Here is a 20824-nt window from a genome sequence, read left to right as displayed (position 1 = left end):
CGGAGAGACTGACGAAAGTTTTCTAAGGACACCAACGCCATGACCGCCATGCTGGAGATGCGCAACGTCAGCAAGAGCTTTGCTGGTGTGCAGGCGCTGCGCGACGTCAACTTCTCGGTTCACGCCGGGCAGATCCACGCGCTTGTCGGCGAGAACGGCGCCGGCAAGTCGACGCTAATGAAGGTGCTGAGCGGAGTCTATCCACATGGCAGCTACGACGGCACCATCGTCTTCGAAGGCGAGGAGCGGCGCTTCCGCGACATCAACGACTCCGAGGCGCTCGGCATCATCATCATCCACCAGGAGCTGGCGCTGATCCCGCTGATGTCGATCGCGGAGAACATCTTCCTGTCGCATCCGCCATCGAAGCTCGGTGTCATCGACCGCGACGAGGTGTACCGTCGCACGCGCGAGCTGCTCGCGCAGGTCGGCCTGAAGGAGTCCCCGGATACGCTGATCACCGATCTTGGCGTCGGCAAGCAGCAGCTGGTCGAGATCGCGAAGGCGCTGTCCAAGCGGGTTCGGCTGCTGATCCTGGACGAGCCGACCGCCAGCCTGAACGAGGCCGACAGCGCCGCGCTGCTTGAACGCCTCATGACCTTCCGCGAGCAGGGCATCGGCTCGATCCTGATCTCGCACAAGCTCAACGAGGTCGCCAAGGTCGCCGACCACATCACGGTGCTGCGCGATGGCCGCACCGTCGACAGCATCGATTGCCGCAGCGAGCCGATCCAGGAAGACCGCATCATCCGCAGCATGGTCAACCGCGATATGGCGCACCGTTTCCCGGAGCGCAGCGTGACGATCGGCGAGCCCGTGCTCGACGTCGCGAACTGGTCGGTCTATCACCCCATCCATCCCGAGCGGCAGGTGATCAAGAACGTCAATTTCGGCGTCAGGCGCGGCGAGGTCGTGGGCATCGCCGGTCTGATGGGCGCCGGCCGCACCGAATTCGCCATGAGCCTGTTCGGCCGCTCCTGGGGCACCAATATCAGCGGCAGCCTTCGGCTCGAAGGCCGAGACATGGTGCTGCCGAGCGTCGCCGCCGCGATCGACGCCGGCCTCGCCTATGTCACCGAGGACCGCAAGCAGCTCGGCCTGATCCTCGCCGACGACGTCCGCAAGAACATCACGCTCGCCAGCCTCGACCAGGTCGCACCCAAGCGGGTGATCGACGACATCGCTGAGCTGAAGGTCGCCAGCGACTATCGTACCCGCATGCGCATCCGCTGCTCCGACGTCTATCAGGAGACCGGCCAGCTCTCCGGCGGCAACCAGCAGAAGGTGGTGCTGTCGAAATGGCTGATGACCGACCCCAAGGTCTTGATCCTGGACGAGCCGACGCGGGGCATCGACGTCGGTGCCAAATACGAGATTTACTGTATCATCAACGAGCTGGCCGAAGCCGGCCGCGGCGTCGTGGTGATCTCCTCGGAGATGCCCGAGCTGCTCGGCATCTGCGATCGCATCTGCGTCATGAACGACGGCGCCTTTGTCGGCGAGTTCATGGGCGCGGACGCGACGCAGGAGAAGATCATGCGCGCGATCATGCGCAACGAACGAAACAATGGCAACGCCGCGCCCGCGGCCGCGGAGATGGGAGGATCGCAGCCATGACCGACAAGACGGTTTCGCTGCCCGAGGAGCGCCGGCACGGCAGCTTCATCAAGAACAATTTGCGCAACTACGGCATGCTGATGTCGCTGATCGCGATCATGCTGTTCTTCCAGGTCATGACCGGCGGCACGCTGCTGCAGCCGCTCAACCTGACGAACCTGGTGCTGCAGAACAGCTACATCGTCATTATGGCCCTCGGCATGCTGCTGGTGATCGTCACCGGCCATATCGACCTTTCGGTCGGCTCGGTCGCCGGCTTCGTCGGCGCAGTGGCCGCCGTGCTGATGGTGACATACAAGATCGACTACACGCTCGCCTTCATCGCCTGCCTGTTGCTGGGCGCGGCAATCGGTGCGGCGCAGGGCTATTGGGTGGCGTTTTTCGGCATTCCATCCTTTATCGTGACACTGGCGGGCATGCTGGTGTTCAAGGGGCTCGCGCTCGCGGTGCTGCAGGGCCAGTCCCTCGGTCCGTTCCCGCCGACTTTCCAGAAGTTGTCCTCCGGCTTCATTCCGGAGCTTCTGCCCGAGGCCGGCACGCTGCATCCGACCTCCATGCTGATCGGCGCGGTGCTCGCGCTCGGTCTCGTCTATGCCAGCGCCAAGGGTCGCTCGCGCGAGCAATCGCATGGCATCGAGGTCGAGCCTTATGCGTTCTTCCTCGGCAAAAGCGTTCTGCTTGCCTGCGCCGTGCTCTATTTCACTTATCTGATCGCTTCGCATCGCGGCCTGCCGAACGTGCTGGTCATCATGACCGCGCTGATCGCGCTCTATGGCTTCGTCACGAGACGAACCGTGATTGGCCGACAGGTCTATGCGGTGGGTGGCAATGCGAAGGCGGCAAAACTGTCGGGCATCAAGACTGAGCGGCTGACCTTCTTCACCTTCGTCAACATGGGTGTGCTCGCCGCGCTCGCGGGCCTCGTCTTCGCAGCACGCCTCAATACCGCGACGCCGAAGGCCGGCCTCGGCTTCGAGCTCGATGTCATCGCCGCCTGCTTCATCGGCGGTGCCTCGGCCTATGGCGGGGTGGGGCGCGTCGGCGGTGCCGTGGTCGGCGCCATGATCATGGGCGTGATGAACAACGGCATGTCCATCCTGGGCATCGGTATCGACTATCAGCAGGTCATCAAGGGCCTGGTGCTGCTCGGAGCAGTGTGCATCGACGTGTATAATCAGCGGCGGTAGGTGCACCTACGGCAGCGCATCACTGCGTCGTAAACAGCACCGTCGCGATGGCGACAGAGAGGCTCACCGCCGATACGGTCGCCACCGTCGATAACACCCCCATGCGCCGGAGCGCGATGGCGAAGATGATGATGATGGGTGTCGCCGTCATTAGCCCGATTTGTGCGTCGCTCATGCCATCCCTCGGCGCTCACTAGAGCATTTTCGGTTCTGATTGAATCAGAACCGAAGCTCTAGATTCTTGTTTTGACGCGTTTTCTTCACGCGAACCGGTGTCCACTTCGCTCGAAAACGCTCTAGGTATCCTGAGCCAATTCGTAGCGCGATCCGGTGGGCAGGACGTTGCGTCGGCGCAAACAAGGCGCCCGGCGATTCCTAGTTTGTCCGACGACAAACTCGGAACCCGGCGGCCGGGCTAAGTCTGGCCGGTGTCCTGATCCGGAGAGACGATGTCGACGGCCGAGTGCGAGCAACAGGGAACCGGCTGGGGCATCCTGGAAGATCTTCCCGGCGATCCCATGATCTGGGTGCTCATCTTCAGCGAGCTCGCCGCCTTCGGCCTGTTCCTCGGTGCGTTCGTCGTCGCTCGTGCGCTTCAGCCGGCGGTCTTCGCCGCCGGCCAGGCCACCCTTGACGCGCATCTGGCGGCAATCAACACCATCGTGCTCGTGACCAGTGGCTGGGCTGCCGCGCGTGCGACGGCCGCTGCACGGGAGGGTGAAAGGGCGTGTGCGCGTGGCTGGCTGTTCGGCGCCATGGCTCTCGGCGCCGTCTTCATCGCGGTCAAGCTGTTCGAATATGCGGGCGAGATTGCGTCGGGAAACGGTCTGGAGACCAGCCCGTTCTTCACGCTGTATTTCCTCCTCACCGGCTTCCATCTCCTGCATGTCGGCCTCGGCATCGTGATCCTGGCGGTGGTGTCCCGCGGAGCCCGGGCAGCGGGCGTCGAGACCGGAACCGCTTTCTGGCACATGGTCGATCTGCTCTGGATCGTCATGTTCCCCATCATCTATCTGGTGCACCCGTGATTCCGGATCGTCTCGACATCGCCTGGATCACATTGATCGGCCTCGCGCTCGCGACCCTTCTGGTCCCGCCGCTGGTGTCGCGCCCCTTGCTCGCCAATGGCTTGCTGCTGACCTTTGCCGCCATCAAGGGCCGCCGGATCGTGCTCGACTTCCTCGATCTTCGCGCCGCGCCTGCGCTTTGGCGCGGCCTCGTCAGCGCCTGGGTCGTCATCGTGGTGCTGTTCGCCTGGCTCGCATCCGCAATCGTCGCCCTGATCTGACTGCGGCGCTGCACATCGTCGCGCTCGTTGCGCTTCGACAAAGAGCGATTCCCCTCAATCGGCAATAAATCGCATCACAGATTTTCTCGACGCAAACCGGAAAGGATTGGCAATGGCTGAACGCCTGACCAAGTCGGCCGCCCGAAATGTGTTCTATGGCGGTTCGGCCTTTTTCTTCGCCATCTTCATAGGGCTCACGGCGCACAGCCATTACTACATGGCCACGACGTCCACGGACGCGACGATGCTGACGTCGTCGGTCGCCCGCGGCAAGCATGTCTGGGAGAAGAACTCCTGCATCAACTGCCATACCCTGCTCGGCGAAGGCGCCTATTTTGCGCCCGAGGTCGGTAACGTCTGGGATCGCTGGGGCGGCAACGAGGATCCGGCCGCAGCGCGCGAGACACTGAAGGCCTGGATGCAATCGCAGCCCTCGGGCGCGCCGGGCCGACGGCAGATGCCGCAGTTCAACCTCACCAACCAGGAGCTGGACGATCTCGCCGACTTCCTGCAGTGGACCAGCAAGATCAAGCGGCAGGATTGGCCGCCGAACAAGGCCGGCTGAGCGCCTTCCTCTTTCCAGACAGAGAGAACCCGAGATGAAATATCAAACTCAGAAAGTCGCGATGCTGTATTTCTACGGCGCGCTGACCCTGTTCCTGGCCCAGATCCTGTTCGGCCTTCTCGCCGGAACGATCTACGTGCTGCCCAACACCCTGTCGACCCTCCTGCCGTTCAACATCGTCAGGATGATCCACACCAACGCGCTGATCGTGTGGTCGCTGATCGGCTTCATGGGCGCAACCTATTTCCTGCTCCCGGAAGAGACCGAGACCGAGCTCTACAGCCCGCTGCTGGCGAAGATCCAGTTCTGGATGTTCTTTGGCGCTGCGGGCGTTGCCGTGGTCGGCTATCTCTTCCACTATCACGAGGGCCGCGAGTTCCTCGAACAGCCCTTCATCATCAAGGTCGGCATCGTCGTCGTCTGCCTGATGTTCCTGTTCAACGTCACGATGACCGCGCTGAAGGGCCGCAAGACTACGATCACCAACATCCTGTTGTTCGGGCTGTGGGGCGTCGCGATCTTCTTTCTGTTCGCCTTCTACAACCCGGCGAACCTTGCCGTCGACAAGATGTACTGGTGGTACGTCGTCCATCTCTGGGTCGAAGGCGTCTGGGAGCTGATCATGGCCTCCGTGCTCGCCTATCTCATGATCAAGCTCAACGGCATCGATCGTGAGGTCGTCGAGAAGTGGCTCTACGTCATCATCGGCCTTGCCCTGTTCTCGGGCATTCTCGGCACCGGCCACCATTTCTACTGGATCGGTGCGCCGGGCTACTGGCAGTGGATCGGCTCGTTGTTCTCCACGCTCGAGGTTGCGCCGTTCTTCACCATGGTGATCTTCACGGTGCAGATGACCTGGAAGGCCGGACGCAAGCATCCGAATCGCGCCGCGCTGTTGTGGTCGGTCGGCTGCTCGGTGATGGCGTTCCTCGGCGCCGGCGTATGGGGCTTCCTGCACACGTTGTCCTCGGTGAACTACTATACCCACGGCACCCAGGTCACCGCTGCGCACGGCCATCTCGCCTTCTTCGGCGCCTATGTGATGCTGAACCTGTCGGTGATGGCCTATGCGATCCCGCAGCTCAAGGGACGCGCGCCCTACAACCAGTGGCTCTCCATGACCAGCTTCTGGATCATGTGCACGGCCATGATGGTGATGACCTTCGCGCTGACCTTCGCCGGCGTGGTCCAGGTCCATCTCCAGCGCGTGCTCGGCCAAGGTTACATGGACGTGCAGGATCAGCTCGCGATGTTCTACTGGGTCCGCCTGGGCTCCGGTGTGTTCGTGGCGATCTCCGCGCTGATGTTCGTCTGGGCCGTGCTGGTGCCCGGTCGCGCCAGGCAGGCGGTCATCCCCGGCGCGTTGCAGCCGGCTGAGTAGTCGCGAGGGCGGCCGCGGTTCGCCGCGGCCGCCTGCTTCCTGGAAAGTCCGGAGAGACATCATGAAAGCTGCCCTTCACACGGTAACCTCAGCGCCCGAGTTGCCGGCCTATGTTCCATCCGGAAACGAATGCGAGCTGTTCGAACATGCCTGGCGGCGGCGTCTGCCGGTTCTGCTCAAGGGGCCGACCGGCTGCGGCAAGACGCGCTTCGTCGCGCATATGGCGGCGCGGCTGGGACTGCCGCTTCACACCGTTGCCTGTCATGACGATCTGACCGCCGCCGATCTCACCGGCCGCTATCTGCTGAGGGGTGGTGACACTGTGTGGACCGATGGTCCTTTGACGCGCGCCGTGCGCGAGGGCGGCATCTGCTATCTCGACGAGGTCGTGGAGGCGCGCAAGGACGTCACTGTCGTGCTGCATCCTCTGACCGACGATCGTCGCATCCTGCCGCTGGAGCGGACCGGCGAGGAGCTGGTGGCACCGAACAGTTTCATGCTCGTGGTCTCGTACAATCCCGGTTACCAGACGCTGCTGAAGGCGCTGAAACCCTCGACGCGGCAGCGCTTCGTCGCCATCGAATTTGATTTCCTGCTGCCAGAGCAGGAGATCGGCGTCGTGTCCGCCGAAAGCGGGCTGTCGCCGGAGCGCGTGCGGCCGCTGGTCGGGCTGGCCGGGCGGCTGCGCGCGCTCAAGGGCCACGATCTGGAGGAGGGGGTCTCGACTCGCCTCGTGGTCTATTGCGCGACCCTGATTGCCGCAGGCACGCCGGTCGCCGATGCCGTGCTGGCCGGCATGATCGAGCCGCTCACCGACGATCTCGACGTGAAGGCGGGGCTGCTGGACGTCGCACGCGCCGTCATCGGGTGAGGCCGCGCCCATGCTCGATTTCCTCGAATTGGAGGAGACGGTCGGCCGCGCCTGGCACAGGATGGTCGGCGGCACCGCGAGCTACCCGGTTCACGACGAGCACGCCGTCGCGCTGACCGAGGTGAGGGGACGGCTCGCGGTGATGTTCCGTGCGCTCGGCGGTGAGACCGGCGTCCAGATCGCGAGTGCAGGTGCGCGGAAATCGGGGCACCGTCTCGGCTGGCGGCAGCGCATCGGTCTCGGAGACGAGCGGCTCGCGCAGCCGGGCCGCGACGCCGCGACCATCTTCCTTCCCGATCGCATTGCGATCTTTCCCGATCGCGCGCTGAACGCAGCGCTCTATCGCTGGCTTGCGGCGTGGTTCGCGGCGGCACCGATCGAGACGATCACGGAACCCGATCCGCTGCGGCGGGATCTTCTGGTGTTGCGCCGGGCCAGCGAAACGGCCGTCTTCGTGCTCACGCAATTTCCCGGCCTTGTCGCCGATTACGCCGCCCTCGCCGCGGCAACTGCCGAGGCCCGGCCCCGCCGCCCCTTGCCGCGTATCGAGCAGGAGGTCGAGCAGATCGTCGTCGCTTTGCTCGGAGCCGGCAAGGCACCGGCGGGCAAGCTGTGGCCGGCGATGATGGGCACGGGTCTGCTGCCGGACAAGGCGCCGCCGGGCTACCATTCGATCCTGCCCTGCCCACTGTGGGGAGATTGCTGGACGCGCGAGCTCTCGCCTGCACATGCCGGTGAGGACGAGTGTGCGCCAGGCGCGGAGGCCGCGGCGAAGGACGATCGCAAGCGCTTTGCCGTCCGGGAGCGCGAGGACAATGCCAACCGCCGCGATCCTTTCGTGGTCAACCGCTTCGAGAAGATCCTGGCGATGGCCGAGATGGTCAATGTCGACCGTCCGGCCGACGACAGCGAGGACGAGGATGCACAGAAAGCGGCCGACGATCTCGAGGAGATCACACTCAGCCGCCGCACCGGCAAGCCGGCGAGCCGGTTCAAGTTCGATCTCGACCTGCCGCCGGAAGCCCTCGATGCATCGCGGCTGAACGCGGACCTCACCTATCCCGAATGGGACTATCGCAGTCGCTCCTATCTGCCGGACCATTGCCGCGTGCTCGCAGCTGCAGCCTCCCAGCAAGGCGAGAGCTGGACGCCTGACGACGCCATGCGCCGGCACATCCGCGAGGTGCGCCGCCGCTTCGAAGTGCTGCGGCCGCGCCACGAGCTGATGCGCGCCCAGGCGGACGGACACGACCTCGATCTCGACGCGCTGGTACGCGCGCGGTGCGACCTGCGCGCCGGCAGCGGCGGCAGCGGCCTCGACCGCATCCATCTCGCGATGCGCCCGCAAGGGCACGATCTCGCCGTGACGCTGCTCGTCGACGTCTCGCTGTCCACCGATGCCTGGGTCGACGGCTACCGCGTGCTCGACGTCGAGAAGGAGGCGCTGCTGGTGCTTGCCCACGGGCTTTCGGCCTGCGGCGATCACCACAGCATCCTGACCTTCACCTCGCGCCGGCGATCCTGGGTGCGGATCGAAACCGTCAAGGCCTTCGGCGAGCCGATGAGCGCGCTGGTGGAACGCCGCATCGGCGCGCTGAAGCCGGGCTATTACACCCGGATCGGTGCGGCGGTGCGCCACGCCGCCGCCGAGCTCGCCCGCCAACCTCAGCGCAAGAAGCTGCTGATCGTCCTCACCGACGGCAAGCCGAACGACGTCGATCATTACGAAGGCCGCTTCGCAGTCGAGGACACCCGCAAATCGGTGCAGGAGGCGCGCCGGCTCGGCATCGCCGCCTTCGGCGTCACGGTGGACGCAACCGCGCAATCCTACTTCCCGACATTGTTCGGTCGCGGCGGCTACGCCATCGTCGGCAACATCAAGCGGCTGCCCGCCGCGCTGCCGGCGATCTACCGGCAGGTCGCGCATTGATCAAGGGAGCGGTCGACCGTTGCATCGTTCCATTCCCGGCCGAACTATTGCTCATGCGATGAGTATATGATCGAATGGCCGAATGGACCAAGACCGGCCGAAACCCGATCTGATCATCTTCGATTGCGACGGCGTGCTCGTCGATAGCGAGCTGTTGAGCTGCCGGTGCCTGTCCGAGGTGCTGGCCGAGTTCGGCATCGCGCTCGGCGAGGAGCGGGCGCTCGAGCTGTTTCTCGGGCGCAGCACCAATGCGATCGAGCAGCACTATCGTGACCTCGGGCAGATCGTGCCGGACGGTTTTCTGCCGCGCCTGAAGTCGCAAGTGCTCACGACCTTCGCAGCTTCGCTGCAGCCGATTCCCGGCATTGCGGGCGTGATCTCCGGCTTGTCCGTGCCGTTCTGCGTGGCCTCGTCCAGCGACATGGATCGCGTCGCGCTTTCGCTCGATGTCACCGGCCTGCGCGCGCATTTCGGCGAGCGGATCTACACCGCGCAAATGGTCAGGCATGGCAAGCCGGCGCCCGACCTCTTTCTCCTCGCGGCGGAGAAGATGGGAGTGCAACCTGCGCGCACGCTGGTGATCGAGGACAGCGTCAGCGGCGTCAAGGCGGGCAAGGCGGCCGGCATGACCGTCTGGGGATTTGTCGGCGGCAGCCATTACCGCAGCCGCGACGGGCGGGTTATATTGTCCGGCGCGGGGGCGGACCGGGTCTTCGCGCGCATGAGCGAATTCTGGGAGGCGTAGGCCCGCATGGCCGCCGAGAACGACAAGTCGCGACTTGACGACGCCGCGCGTGCCGGCTGGCTTTATTTCATCGCTGGTCACACCCAGGACGAGATCGCGAAGATGCTGCAGGTCTCGCGCGCCTCGGCGCAGCGGCTGGTGTCGTTGTGTCTCGCCGAGCGCCTCATCACGTTCCGGCTCGAGCACCCGATTGTCGCCTGCATGGAGCTTGCGGCGCGCCTGAAGGAGCGTTTCGACCTTGTCCATTGCGAGGTCGTGCCGGCCGATCCCGCCGCGCCGCAGGCCACCGCAGGCATCGCTGAACGCTGCGCCAATCTGCTCGACTCGACGCTGCGTTCGGAGACACCCGTGATCGTCGCTCTCGGCACCGGCCGGGCAGTGCGTGCCGCCGTCGAGCGCGTCACGCCGATCGACCGTCCCAATCACCAGATCGTCTCGCTGGTCGGCAACATCTCCGCCGACGGTTCGGCGAGCTTCTACGACACCGTCGGCCGGCTCGCCGACCGCACTGGCGCGCGGCACTATCCGATGCCGCTGCCGTTCCTGATGTCGTCAGAGGACGAGCGCAACAAGATGGTCCGTATCGAGCCGATCGCGAGGGTGAAGGCCGTGGCGGCCAAGGCGGATTTGCGTCTCGTCGGCATCGGCCAGATGGACCAGAAGGCGCAGGTTCACATCGACGGTTTCGTCACTCGCGACGAATTGTTCGAGATGATGCGGCTCGGCGCCATCGGCGAGATCACCGGCTGGGCTTATGATTCCAAGGGGCGCCTGCTCAAGGCGGGCACCAACAAGCGCCTCACCAGCATCCCGCCGCAAGTGCCGGCAAAGGCCACGACGATCGGCGCCGCGGTGGGGGCGGCGAAGGTGACGGCAATCGCCGCCGCGCTGAGCGGCGGCCTGATCAATGGCCTGATCACGGACGAGACGACGGCAAGGGCGATTCTGGAGCGGTAGGGCGGCGAGCTCGCGACTTGCGCTGCTGTCATCGTCCGCCTTGTGCGCAATTGCGCACTCGGGCGGACGATCCAGTACGCCGCGGCTCCCCTTGCGGCAAATCACCCATTGCACGGAGTGCTGGATGTCCCGCCTTCGCGGGGCACGACAGAGTGGATTGTCGCACCGCAGCACTCATAAGTTGCGGGAACATCCACGCGCCTGCTTGACAACGGCCGTTCCTCTGTTGAACATACGCTCAACGCGTGGGCATATGCTCAAAAGCGCGAATCCAAGGGAGGTCACCGTGAAACATGTCCTGGGCGCCGTCTGCGGCGCGTCTGCACTTTTGCTGGCCGTCCCCGCGATGGCCGAGACGACCCTGACGATCGCGACCGTCAACAATGGCGACATGATCCGCATGCAGGGGCTGACCGGCGAATTCACCAAGAAGAACCCCGATATCACCGTGAAATGGGTGACGCTGGAGGAGAACGTCCTGCGCCAGCGCGTCACCACCGACATCGCCACCAAGGGCGGCCAGTTCGACGTGCTCACCATCGGCACCTATGAGGTGCCGATCTGGGCCAAGAAGGGATGGCTGGTGCCACTCGCCAATTTAGGGGCCGACTACGACGTCGCTGACCTCTTGCCGAAGATCCGGGATGCGGTCTCCGCCGACGGCAAGCTCTATGCCGCGCCGTTCTACGGCGAGAGCTCCATGGTGATGTACCGCACCGATCTGTTCGAGAAGGCCGGTCTGAAGATGCCGGAAAAGCCGACTTGGGATTTCGTGATCGATGCGGCCAAGAAGCTCACCGACAAGAGCGCCGGCACTTACGGCATTTGCCTCCGTGGCAAGGCCGGCTGGGGCGAGAACATGGCGTTCCTCTCGGCCATGGCCAATTCCTACGGTGCGCGCTGGTTCGACGAGAAGTGGCAGCCGCAATTCAACACGCCGGAATGGAAGACGACGCTGACGACCTACGTCAATCTGATGAAGGAAGCCGGCCCGCCCGGCGCGAGCTCCAACGGCTTCAACGAGAACCTGGCGCTGTTCAACGCCGGCAAATGTGCGATGTGGATCGACGCCACGGTGGCGGCGTCCTTCGTCACCAACCCCAAGGACTCCAAGGTCGCCGACAAAGTCGGCTTTGCGCTGGCGCCCAACACCGGGCTCGGCAAGAACGCCAACTGGCTGTGGGCCTGGAATCTCGCGATCCCCGCCGGCTCCAAGAAGACCGAAGCGGCCGAGAAGTTCATCGCCTGGGCGACCAGCAAGGACTACACCAAGCTTGTGGCGTCGAAGGAGGGCTGGGCCAACGTGCCGCCGGGCACGCGCACCTCGCTGTACAAGAACGAGGACTATCTGAAGGTCGCCCCGTTTGCGAAGTTGACGCTCGCCTCGATCGACGCAGCCGATCCGAACAAGCCGACGGTGAAGCCGGTGCCTTATGTCGGCGTGCAATACGCCGCAATCCCCGAATTCCAGGGCATCGGCACGCAGGTCGGCCAGCAATTCTCGGCCGCGCTCGCGGGATCGATGACGGTCGATGCCGCGCTCACTGCGGCGCAATCGGCGACCGAGCGCGAGATGAAGCGCGCCGGCTACATCAAATGAACCCGAGCTCCTCCTCCTGAGCTCCGACTTGCGGCCATCCGGCACCATGGATGGCCGCCTTCTTCCCGCCAGCGGAGAAGCGTTGATGGCAACCCGGCAGACGCAGTTCCTTGCGCGCTCGCTCCTGACGCCGGCCGTCGGCCTGCTGTTCATCTGGATGATCGTCCCGCTGGCGCTGACGATCTACTTCTCGACGCTGCATTACAGCCTGCTCGATCCCGGCTCCGAGTCCTTCATCGGACTGGAAAACTTCCGCTACTTCCTCACCGATCCCGCCTTCCTCGCCTCGCTCCAGAACACGCTAGTGCTGGTGGGCTCGGTGCTGGCGCTGACCATCTTGCTCGGCATTCCCCTGGCGCTGTTGCTCGACCAGCCGGTGGTCGGACGCAATTTCGTGCGGCTGATGGTGATCGCACCGTTCTTCGTGATGCCGACGGTGAGCGCACTGGTCTGGAAGAATTTGTTGATGCATCCGGTGTCCGGCCTGTTCGCCTGGCTCGCCTCGCTGTTCGGCCTGACGCCGATCGACTGGTTTAACGACGTGCCGCTGTTTGCGGTCATCCTGATCGTGACATGGCAATGGCTGCCGTTCGCGACGCTGATCCTGCTCACCGCGCTGCAATCGCTCGATGAGGAGCAGAAGGAGGCCGCCGAGATGGACGGCGCCAGTGCGGTCTCGACCTTCATCTACATCACGCTGCCGCATCTGGCGCGGCCCATCACGGTGGTGCTCCTGATCGAGACCATCTTCCTGCTGACGGTGTTTGCCGAGATCTTCGTCACAACAGGGGGAGGGCCGGGTCTGCAGACCACCAACATCGCCTTCCTGATCTATTCGCAGGCGCTGATCCAGTTCGACGTCGGTAGCGCCTCCGCGGGCGGCCTCGTCGCCGTGGTGATCGCCAACGTCGTCGCCTTCTTCCTCGTCCGCATCGTCGGCCGCAATCTGGAGGCCTAGAGCATGGCACGAATGGCAACGACGCGGCGGGTGGTGGTCTCGACGATCGCAGCGTGGTTCTTCGGCTTCCTGATCTTCTTCCCGATCCTCTGGATGGTGCTGGCGAGCTTCAAGACCGAGCTCGAGGCCTTTGCCATCCCGCCGTCTTTCCTGTTCTTCCACTGGACCACGGAAAACTATGCGACCGTGCAGGAGCGCAGCGACTATGTCCTGCACGCGATGAACTCGATCATCATTGCCGGCGGCTCGACCTTGATCGCGCTCCTGATCGCGATTCCCGCGGCCTGGTCGATGGCGTTCTCGCCGACCAAGCGCACCAAGGACGTCCTGCTCTGGATGCTCTCGACCAAGATGATGCCGCCCGTCGGCGTGTTGGTGCCGATCTATCTGATCTACAAGAGCTTCGGCCTGCTCGACTCCCGCATCGGCCTCGTCTTCATCCTGTGCCTCGGAAACCTGCCGATCGTCATCTGGATGCTGTTCACCTATTTCAAGGAGATCCCGCGCGACATCCTCGAAGCCGCGCGCATGGACGGCGCCACCATCGGCCGCGAGCTCGTTTACGTGCTGACCCCGATGGCGATCCCGGGTCTGGCGTCCACGCTGCTGCTCAATCTGATCCTGGCCTGGAACGAGGCGTTCTGGACGCTCAATCTGTCGACCTCGAACGCTGCGCCGCTCACCACGTTCATCGCCTCCTATTCCAGCCCGGAAGGGCTGTTCTGGGCGAAGCTGTCGGCGGCATCGACGCTGGCGATCGCGCCAATTCTCGTCCTCGGTTGGTTCAGCCAGAAGCAGCTCGTGCGCGGGCTCACCTTCGGCGCGGTGAAGTAGAGGGGCTGCCATGGGTCAGATCACACTTCAGGGCGTGCAAAAATCCTTTGGCCCCGTGCACATCATCAAGGGCGCCGACCTCGACATCGCCGACGGCTCGTTCGTGGTGTTCGTCGGCCCATCCGGCTGCGGCAAGACCACGCTGCTGCGGCTGATCGCCGGGCTCGAAGATGTCACCGGCGGCAGCATCCTGATCGATGGCAGGAACGTGGTCGACACCCCGCCGGCCAAGCGCGGCCTCTCGATGGTGTTTCAGTCCTATGCGCTCTATCCGCATATGAGCGTGCGCGGCAATATCGGCTTCGGCCTGAAGATGGCGGGGCTGCCGAAGGACGAGATCAACCGCAAGGTCGAGGCCGCCGCCGCCACCTTGAACCTGACGCCCTATCTCGACCGCAAGCCGCGCGAGCTCTCCGGCGGCCAGCGCCAGCGCGTCGCGATCGGCCGCGCCATCGTGCGCGAGCCCAAGGCGTTTCTGTTCGACGAGCCGCTGTCCAATCTCGATGCTGCGCTGCGCGTGCAGATGCGCATCGAGGTGACGCGGCTGCAGAAGCAGCTCGGCACCACCGCAATCTACGTCACCCACGACCAGGTCGAAGCCATGACCATGGCCGACAAGATCGTGGTGCTCAACGGCGGCAAGATCGAGCAATACGGCTCGCCGCTTGAGCTCTACGAGCGGCCCGCCAATCTTTTCGTCGCCGGCTTCATCGGCTCGCCGAAGATGAATTTCGTCACCGGCGAGAATGCCCTGCAACGTGGCGCGGCCACTATCGGAGTCCGGCCGGAGCATCTGAAGATCGAACGCGACGGCGCCAGCGGCTGGCTGGGCACGATTTCGGTTGCCGAACATCTCGGAAGCGACACCTTTCTTTACGTCGATGCCGGCCCGCTCGGCATGCTGACGGCGCGCTATGTCGGCGAATTGAGTCTGCATGCCGGCGACCGCGTCTCGCTGCTGCCGGACCCCGCGCGCATCCATCGCTTCGACGAGGCCGGCAATGCGCTTCGAGGCTGAGAAGAAACGGCAATAGAACGGAAAGACCACCATGTACCTGGAAAAATTCAAGCTGAACGGCAAGACCGCGTTCATCACCGGCGGCGGACAGGGCATCGGCCTTGGCTGCGCGGAAGCGCTGGCTGAAGCCGGCGCCAGGGTCATCATCGGCGACCGCGACAGCAAGGTCGCCGACAGCGCCAAGGCCAGCCTGGAGGCGAAGGGATTCGACATCGAGACGGCGATCATGGACGTGACCGACACCAAGCGGGTGGCGGAGGTCGCGAACGACCTCGTCGCCCGCCATGGCAAGGTCGACATTCTCGTCAACAACGCCGGCATCGCCCGCAGCGAAACCCCGGCCGAGACCGTCACCGACGAGCACTGGCTCAACGTCATCGACGTCAATCTCAACGGCACCTTCTGGTGCTGCCGCGAGTTCGGCAAGCACATGCTGAACGCGAAAAGCGGCGCCATCGTCAATGTCGGCTCGATGTCCGGCTTCATCGTCAACAAGCCGCAGGAGCAGTGCTTCTACAACGCCTCCAAGGCGGCAGTGCATCATCTGACCAAGTCGCTCGCCGCCGAATGGGGCGCGCGCGGTATCCGCGTCAACGCGGTGGCGCCGACCTATATCGAGACGCCGCTTAACGCTTTCGTGAAGAGCAATCCGAAAATGTACGACGCCTGGATCGGTGGAACTCCGATGGCGCGGATGGGACAGGTCGAGGAGATCGCCTCCGTCGTGCTGTTCCTCTCGTCCGAGGCCGCGAGCCTGATGACCGGCAGCATCGTGCTGGTGGATGGCGGTTACACTTGCTGGTAGGCTCACCGTCAAAACTGACGGAAAGCGACCGGGAGCGAAAATGCCGCGAGCGTATATCGGCGTCGACGTGGGGACCACGAGCACGCGGGCGGGTGTGTTTGACGAGGCGGGCACGCTTCTGGCCACGGCCCGGCATCCGATCAGGATCTGGCACGAGGCCGGAGACATCGTCGAGCAGTCATCCCAGGACATCTGGGAGGCCTGCGTCAGATCGGTGCGTGCGGCGATGGCGGACGCGGAAATCCTGCCCGACAGCGTCGGCGGCATCGGCTTTGATGCGACATGCTCGCTGGTTGTCCTCGACAGGCAGGGCGTGCCGCTCACCGTCAGCGCATCCGGCGACAAGCAACGCAATGTCATCGTCTGGATGGATCATCGCGCCGTTGCCGAGGCGCGGCTGATCAACGAGACCGAGGACGCCGTGCTGCGCTATGTCGGCGGTTCGATCTCGCCCGAGATGGAGATGCCGAAGCTGTTATGGCTGAAGCGACACCTGCGCGAGAGCTTCGACGCCGCTGGCCACTTCTTCGATCTCTCGGATTATCTGACCTGGCGCGCGACCGGCTCGCTGCAGCGCTCGACCTGCACCGTCACCTGCAAATGGAACTACCTCGCCCATGACGGCGGCGGCTGGAGCGCGCCATTCTTCAAGCGCATCGGCCTGTCGGACTTCGTCAACGAGAAATATGCCCGCATCGGCACCGAGATCGTCGCCCCCGGCACGCGGCTCGGCACCGGTCTCACCCGCAGCGCCGCGGCCGAGCTCGGCCTGCCGGCGGGCATACCGATCGGTGCCTCGTTGATCGATGCCCATGCCGGCGGCATCGGGGCGATCGGCGGCCGCGATGGTGCAGGCGGAGCGAGCGACGTCTGTGACCGGCTCGCCTACATCATGGGAACGTCGGCCTGTATCATGGCGACGACGAGGGAGCCGTGTTTCGTGCCGGGCGTATGGGGGCCTTATTACTCCGGCATGGTCCCGGACTTCTGGCTCAACGAGGGCGGCCAGTCGGCGGCGGGCGCGGCGATCGACCATCTCCTCAAGTCGCATCCGGCTCATGCCGAGGCGAGCGCGGCAGCGCGCAGCGAGGGCCTCGACCTCATCGATTTCCTCGAGCGCCGCATCATCGCGCGCGCCGGCAATGCCAGCCGCGCCGCGCTCTTGGCCCGCGATATCCATGTGCTGCCCGAGTTCATCGGCAACCGCTCGCCTTATGCCGATCCTGACACCCGCGCGGTGATCGCCGGCCTCGATCTCGACACCGACATCGCCTCGATGGAGCGGCTGTTCGTCGCGGGCCTGTGTGGACTCGCCTATGGGCTCGCCGAGGTGATCGAGGCCTTTGCCGCGCATGGCGTGCGCTCCAGCATCATGATCATGGGTGGCGGTGCGAGCCGCAGTCCACTGGTGCGGCAGATCATGGCGGATACGACCGGCCTCACGGTCGCGCTGCCGCAGACCAGAGAGCCGGTGCTGCTGGGTGCGGCGATGCTGGGGGCGGTGGCGGGCGGCGCCTATGCTTCGATCGGCGAGACCATGGCCAGCATGTCGGCGTTGGGAGGGAAGAGCGAGCCGACCGCGCCCGACATGGCCGCGTTTCACACGCGCAAGCGTCAGGTCTACAAGCTGCTGCGCGAGGTCGACCGCGGTAGCCGTGCCGCGATGGGCGGCATCGCGAGAGGGTGAAGGACATGCTGATTGCCTGCGGCGATGCGCTGATCGATTTCGTGCCGACGCGAACCGCCGAGGGGCGCGAGGCCGTGATGCCGGCGGTCGGCGGTTCCTGCCTCAACGTCGCGATCGGCATGGCGCGGCTCGGCGCGCCGGCCGGCTTTGTCGGCGGCGTCTCGACTGACATGTTCGGGCGGATGATCGCGGACCACGCCGTAGCCTCGCAAGTCGATCTCAGCCTCGCCACCCGCAGCGATCACCAGACAACGCTCGCTTTCGTCCGCATCGTCGCCGGCGAGTCGCACTACGCCTTCTACGATGCCGAGACCGCGGCGCGGCACTGGACTTATCGGCGCGGGACCATTCCGTTCGCGGACATTGAGGCCGTCCATGTCGGCTCGACCACGCTGGTGAACGACCAGGGCGCCGCTGAGACCAAGGCGCTGATCGCAGGTGCGCGCGCGTCCTCGACGATCTCCTTCGATCCCAACTGTCGCCCCAATCTCGTCAAGGACAAACCGTCTTATCTGGCGCGGATGGCGGAGTTCGCCGGCCACGCCGATCTCGTCAAGATGTCGGATGTCGATTTCGCCTATCTCTATGGCGACGAGCCCGATCAGCAGCGCGCGGGCACTCTGCTGGGGCAGGGCACCAGCCTCGTCGTCATCACCCGCGGCAACAATGGTGCGGTCGCCTGGCACGCCGGGGCAGGGCAGATCGAGGTGCAGGCTCCGAAGGTCGAGGTTGCCGACACCATCGGCGCCGGCGACAGTTTTCAGGCGGCGCTGCTGTTCGCTCTGCACAAGCAGGGTCGTATCGCCCGGCAAGCATTAAAGGACATCGGTGCCGACGAGCTTCGCCGCGCGCTGTCCTTTGCCGCCAATTGCGCCGGCCTGACCTGCACGCGCCCGGGCGCCGATCCGCCCTGGAGCCACGAGATCAATTGGAGCTGGTAGGGCCGACTCACATCCGCGCGACGGCCTTCTCGGCGCATTTGATGAAGGTCCCGATCAGCGGGCTCTGGGAATCCCGCCGCCAGCATACCGCGATGTCAAGGGAGTCGGTGGCATCGCGCAGCGGCCTGAACACGATGCCGCGCGGCGCGCCGAGCTGCGCGCAGGCCGGCAGGATGGCGAGGCCTTCGCCGGCCAGAACCAGGCTCATCGCCGAATGCACGGTCTCCACCCGGCTCGCGATCGGCATCACCACCTGGTGCCGGCGCAGCAGGGGGACCACGGCGGACGATGCGGGACCATGGTCCGGATGCGGGAGCGCGATCAGCGGACGGCCGTGCAGCCGCGCCATCGGTACTGAGCCCAGGCGGGCAAGCGGCGAGCTGCTCGGCATGGCCAGCATGAAGCGTTGCACCCCGATCCGCGCCACCTGGATCTCGGGATGGTTGATGGCCGGCATGCACAGTGCGACTGTGACGCTGCGATCGAGCACCCGCGCCTCGCGCGTCGAAGCGCTGAGCTCTGCGAATTCGAGGTCGACGCCGGGAACCGAGCGGCGCAGCTCGGGGATCAGCCGCGGCAGCATCGCATTCGCCAGCACGAACATGTAGCCGACCGAGAGCCGCCCGCGCTTGCCGGCGGCGACCGCGCGCGCCGCCTCGGCGCCGTCCGCGGCCAGCGCCAGCGCCTCGCTGGCGCGCGCCAGCAGCGCCTGGCCTGCCTCGGTCAGGTCCATGCCGCGGGTGCCGCGGCGGAACAGAGGCGCGCCGATCTCGGCCTCCAGCTTGCGGATCTGGACCGAGAGCGGCGGCTGCGCCATCCGCAGCCGCTCGGCGGCCTTGCCGATGCTGCGCGCCTCGGCCACGGCGACGAAATAGCGGAGCCGGCGGAGATCCATTGGCATACCGAATGCGTATGGGTTGGCGATCAAAATCGTATTGGACGGCGAGTTAACAAAACTGTCATTCTCGCTGTCAATGCTTTGGGCCAACGAGGACCAGCTGCGGAGCGTGATGTGACGATGAACGGCGATCCCTGTCTCCTGTCCGCAACCGAGCTGCGCGGTCTCATTGCCGCCAAGCGGATTTCGCCTGTCGAGATCGTCAGTGCCGTGCTCGCGCGCGCCGAGGCGCTCCAGCCCGAGTTGAACTGCTTCATCACGCTCTGCGGCGAGGAGGCGATGGCGCAGGCGCGCGCGGCCGAGCGCCAGGTGATGGCTGGCGAGCCTCTCGGCCTGCTGCACGGCATCCCCATCACCGTCAAGGACATCGTCAACACCAAGGGCGTCAAGACCACCTTCGGCGCCATTCCCTACAGGAACAATGTGCCGAACGAGGATGCCGTCGCGGTGGCGCGGTTGCGCAGCGAAGGTGCGATCCTGATCGGCAAGACCACGACGCCGGAGTTCGGCAGCAAGTGCCTGACGGATTCCCCGTTGTTCGGCCGTACCCGCAATGCGTGGGACGCCTGCCGCTCCTCCGGCGGCTCCAGCGGCGGCGCGGCGGTGGCAGTGGCGAGCGGCATCGCGCCGCTTGCGATCGCGACCGACGGCGGCGGCTCGACGCGGATTCCCGCCGCCTGCAATGGCGTGGTCGGCCTGAAACAGAGCAACGGCATCATCCCGCACAGCCAGGCGCTGGACGCGTTCGGCAACCAGACCTATGTCACGCCGACCACCCGCACCGTCGCCGACACCGCTCTGATGATGCAGGCGATGGCCGGGGAAGACCCTTGCGATCCCTGGTCGATCGGCGTGCCCGTGCCCAACTTCGTCGGCGCCGCCGCCCCGCGCGGCGATCTGCGCGGGCAGCGGATATTGTACTGCCTGACGCCGCCGGGCCGCCCAGTCTCCGCTGAAGTCGCCGGCAATTTCAAGGCGAGCCTCGACCGGCTGGCGGGGCTCGGCGCCGAGCTGGAGGAATTCTCCGGCGACGGCTTCGACATCGAGCCGATCTGGCGTGCCATCAACCACACGGTCTGGCGCACACGCTTTGCAAAGCTCGCTGCCGAGCACGGCGAGGAGCTGAGCGAGGCCTTTCTCAAGCAGCTCGCGCTCGCCACGGAGCTGAGCGGCGTCGATTACCAGGAGGCGATGTTCGCGCGCACCGCGCTGTTCCGTCGCGTGCAATCATTGCTTGCGCGCGGGCACGTCCTGGCGATGCCGACCCTGACGCGCACGGCGCTGCCGATCAGCCAGGACCTGTTCGGCAGCATCGAGATCGATGGGCGACATTTCGACAGCGTGCGGCCGCACTGGTTCCCCTGGACCATGCCATTCAACATGACCGGCCACCCCGCCATCAGCGTGCCCTGCGGCTTTGGCCGCGACGGCCTGCCGATCGGGCTTCAACTCGCCGGCCGCTTCCGCGGCGATGCGGAATTGCTGCGCGTGAGCGCGCTGTTCGAGGCGTCCAGCGACCTTCTGTCCCGCTGGCCGGCTTGA

At 65.2% G+C, this 20824-nt stretch carries 20 protein-coding genes; 18 read left to right on the top strand and 2 right to left on the bottom strand.

Going from position 1 to position 20824, the window contains the following annotated elements:
- Positions 1-39: 39 nt before the first annotated feature.
- Positions 40-1617, top strand: a complete 1578-nt coding sequence (gene mmsA, locus P6U31_RS23535) for a multiple monosaccharide ABC transporter ATP-binding protein (protein WP_407184162.1) — start codon at positions 40-42, stop codon at positions 1615-1617.
- Positions 1614-2804, top strand: coding sequence for a multiple monosaccharide ABC transporter permease (mmsB, locus tag P6U31_RS23530; RefSeq protein WP_407184161.1), 1191 nt, complete (start codon positions 1614-1616; stop codon positions 2802-2804). The genes mmsA and mmsB overlap by 4 nt, the downstream gene beginning before the upstream one ends.
- 19 nt (positions 2805-2823) lie before the next feature.
- On the opposite strand, the gene P6U31_RS23525 is transcribed toward mmsB, so the two are convergent.
- Positions 2824-2979: a hypothetical protein gene (locus tag P6U31_RS23525; RefSeq protein ID WP_407184160.1), complete on the bottom strand. Its 156-nt coding sequence runs from the start codon at positions 2977-2979 to the stop codon at positions 2824-2826.
- Positions 2980-3253: 274 nt separating this feature from the next.
- Between P6U31_RS23525 and P6U31_RS23520 the strand changes: the two genes are divergently transcribed.
- From P6U31_RS23520 to P6U31_RS23450, 15 genes are all read left to right on the top strand, one after another.
- The gene (locus tag P6U31_RS23520; RefSeq protein WP_407184159.1) at positions 3254-3832 is read left to right on the top strand and encodes a cytochrome c oxidase subunit 3 family protein; all 579 of its coding nucleotides are present in this window, start codon (positions 3254-3256) and stop codon (positions 3830-3832) included.
- The gene (locus P6U31_RS23515; RefSeq protein ID WP_407189925.1) at positions 3832-4092 is read left to right on the top strand and encodes a cytochrome C oxidase subunit IV family protein; all 261 of its coding nucleotides are present in this window, start codon (positions 3832-3834) and stop codon (positions 4090-4092) included. Before P6U31_RS23520 ends, P6U31_RS23515 begins: the two co-directional genes overlap by 1 nt.
- 112 nt (positions 4093-4204) lie before the next feature.
- Entirely contained in the window at positions 4205-4657 is a 453-nt protein-coding gene (locus tag P6U31_RS23510) for a c-type cytochrome (protein WP_407184158.1), read from the top strand.
- Between the two features lie 34 nt (positions 4658-4691).
- Positions 4692-6038, top strand: coding sequence for a cbb3-type cytochrome c oxidase subunit I (locus P6U31_RS23505; protein WP_407184157.1), 1347 nt, complete (start codon positions 4692-4694; stop codon positions 6036-6038).
- A gap of 61 nt (positions 6039-6099) precedes the next feature.
- Positions 6100-6909: a CbbQ/NirQ/NorQ/GpvN family protein gene (locus tag P6U31_RS23500; RefSeq protein WP_407184156.1), complete on the top strand. Its 810-nt coding sequence runs from the start codon at positions 6100-6102 to the stop codon at positions 6907-6909.
- A 10-nt stretch (positions 6910-6919) separates the two neighbouring features.
- Entirely contained in the window at positions 6920-8839 is a 1920-nt protein-coding gene (locus P6U31_RS23495; protein WP_407184155.1) for a nitric oxide reductase activation protein NorD, read from the top strand.
- 82 nt (positions 8840-8921) lie between these two features.
- Positions 8922-9584 (top strand): HAD family hydrolase, encoded by a 663-nt coding sequence (locus P6U31_RS23490; protein WP_407184154.1) that lies wholly within the window; start codon positions 8922-8924, stop codon positions 9582-9584.
- Between the two features lie 6 nt (positions 9585-9590).
- The gene (locus P6U31_RS23485) at positions 9591-10541 is read left to right on the top strand and encodes a sugar-binding transcriptional regulator (protein ID WP_407184153.1); all 951 of its coding nucleotides are present in this window, start codon (positions 9591-9593) and stop codon (positions 10539-10541) included.
- A 253-nt stretch (positions 10542-10794) separates the two neighbouring features.
- Positions 10795-12141, top strand: a complete 1347-nt coding sequence (locus P6U31_RS23480) for an ABC transporter substrate-binding protein (protein WP_407184152.1) — start codon at positions 10795-10797, stop codon at positions 12139-12141.
- Positions 12142-12226: 85 nt separating this feature from the next.
- Complete coding sequence (locus P6U31_RS23475) at positions 12227-13099, top strand: carbohydrate ABC transporter permease (protein WP_407184151.1); 873 nt, start codon at positions 12227-12229, stop codon at positions 13097-13099.
- Positions 13100-13102: 3 nt separating this feature from the next.
- The gene (locus P6U31_RS23470) at positions 13103-13933 is read left to right on the top strand and encodes a carbohydrate ABC transporter permease (protein WP_128924845.1); all 831 of its coding nucleotides are present in this window, start codon (positions 13103-13105) and stop codon (positions 13931-13933) included.
- A gap of 10 nt (positions 13934-13943) precedes the next feature.
- Positions 13944-14951, top strand: a complete 1008-nt coding sequence (locus P6U31_RS23465; protein ID WP_407184150.1) for an ABC transporter ATP-binding protein — start codon at positions 13944-13946, stop codon at positions 14949-14951.
- Positions 14952-14982: 31 nt separating this feature from the next.
- The gene (locus P6U31_RS23460) at positions 14983-15756 is read left to right on the top strand and encodes an SDR family NAD(P)-dependent oxidoreductase (protein ID WP_407184149.1); all 774 of its coding nucleotides are present in this window, start codon (positions 14983-14985) and stop codon (positions 15754-15756) included.
- A 40-nt stretch (positions 15757-15796) separates the two neighbouring features.
- Positions 15797-17443 (top strand): FGGY-family carbohydrate kinase, encoded by a 1647-nt coding sequence (locus P6U31_RS23455; protein WP_407184148.1) that lies wholly within the window; start codon positions 15797-15799, stop codon positions 17441-17443.
- A gap of 5 nt (positions 17444-17448) precedes the next feature.
- The gene (locus P6U31_RS23450; RefSeq protein ID WP_407184147.1) at positions 17449-18384 is read left to right on the top strand and encodes a carbohydrate kinase family protein; all 936 of its coding nucleotides are present in this window, start codon (positions 17449-17451) and stop codon (positions 18382-18384) included.
- Between the two features lie 7 nt (positions 18385-18391).
- On the opposite strand, the gene P6U31_RS23445 is transcribed toward P6U31_RS23450, so the two are convergent.
- A complete protein-coding gene (locus P6U31_RS23445) occupies positions 18392-19279 on the bottom strand; it encodes a LysR family transcriptional regulator (RefSeq protein ID WP_407189924.1) in 888 nt (295 codons plus the stop codon).
- A gap of 123 nt (positions 19280-19402) precedes the next feature.
- On the opposite strand from P6U31_RS23445, the gene P6U31_RS23440 reads away from it, so the two are divergent.
- Positions 19403-20824: an amidase gene (locus P6U31_RS23440; protein ID WP_407189923.1), complete on the top strand. Its 1422-nt coding sequence runs from the start codon at positions 19403-19405 to the stop codon at positions 20822-20824.

The organism is Bradyrhizobium centrosematis (genome assembly GCF_045571495.1).
Taxonomy (GTDB): domain Bacteria; phylum Pseudomonadota; class Alphaproteobacteria; order Rhizobiales; family Xanthobacteraceae; genus Bradyrhizobium; species Bradyrhizobium centrosematis.
This window is presented reverse-complemented; position numbering and strand designations above follow the sequence as displayed.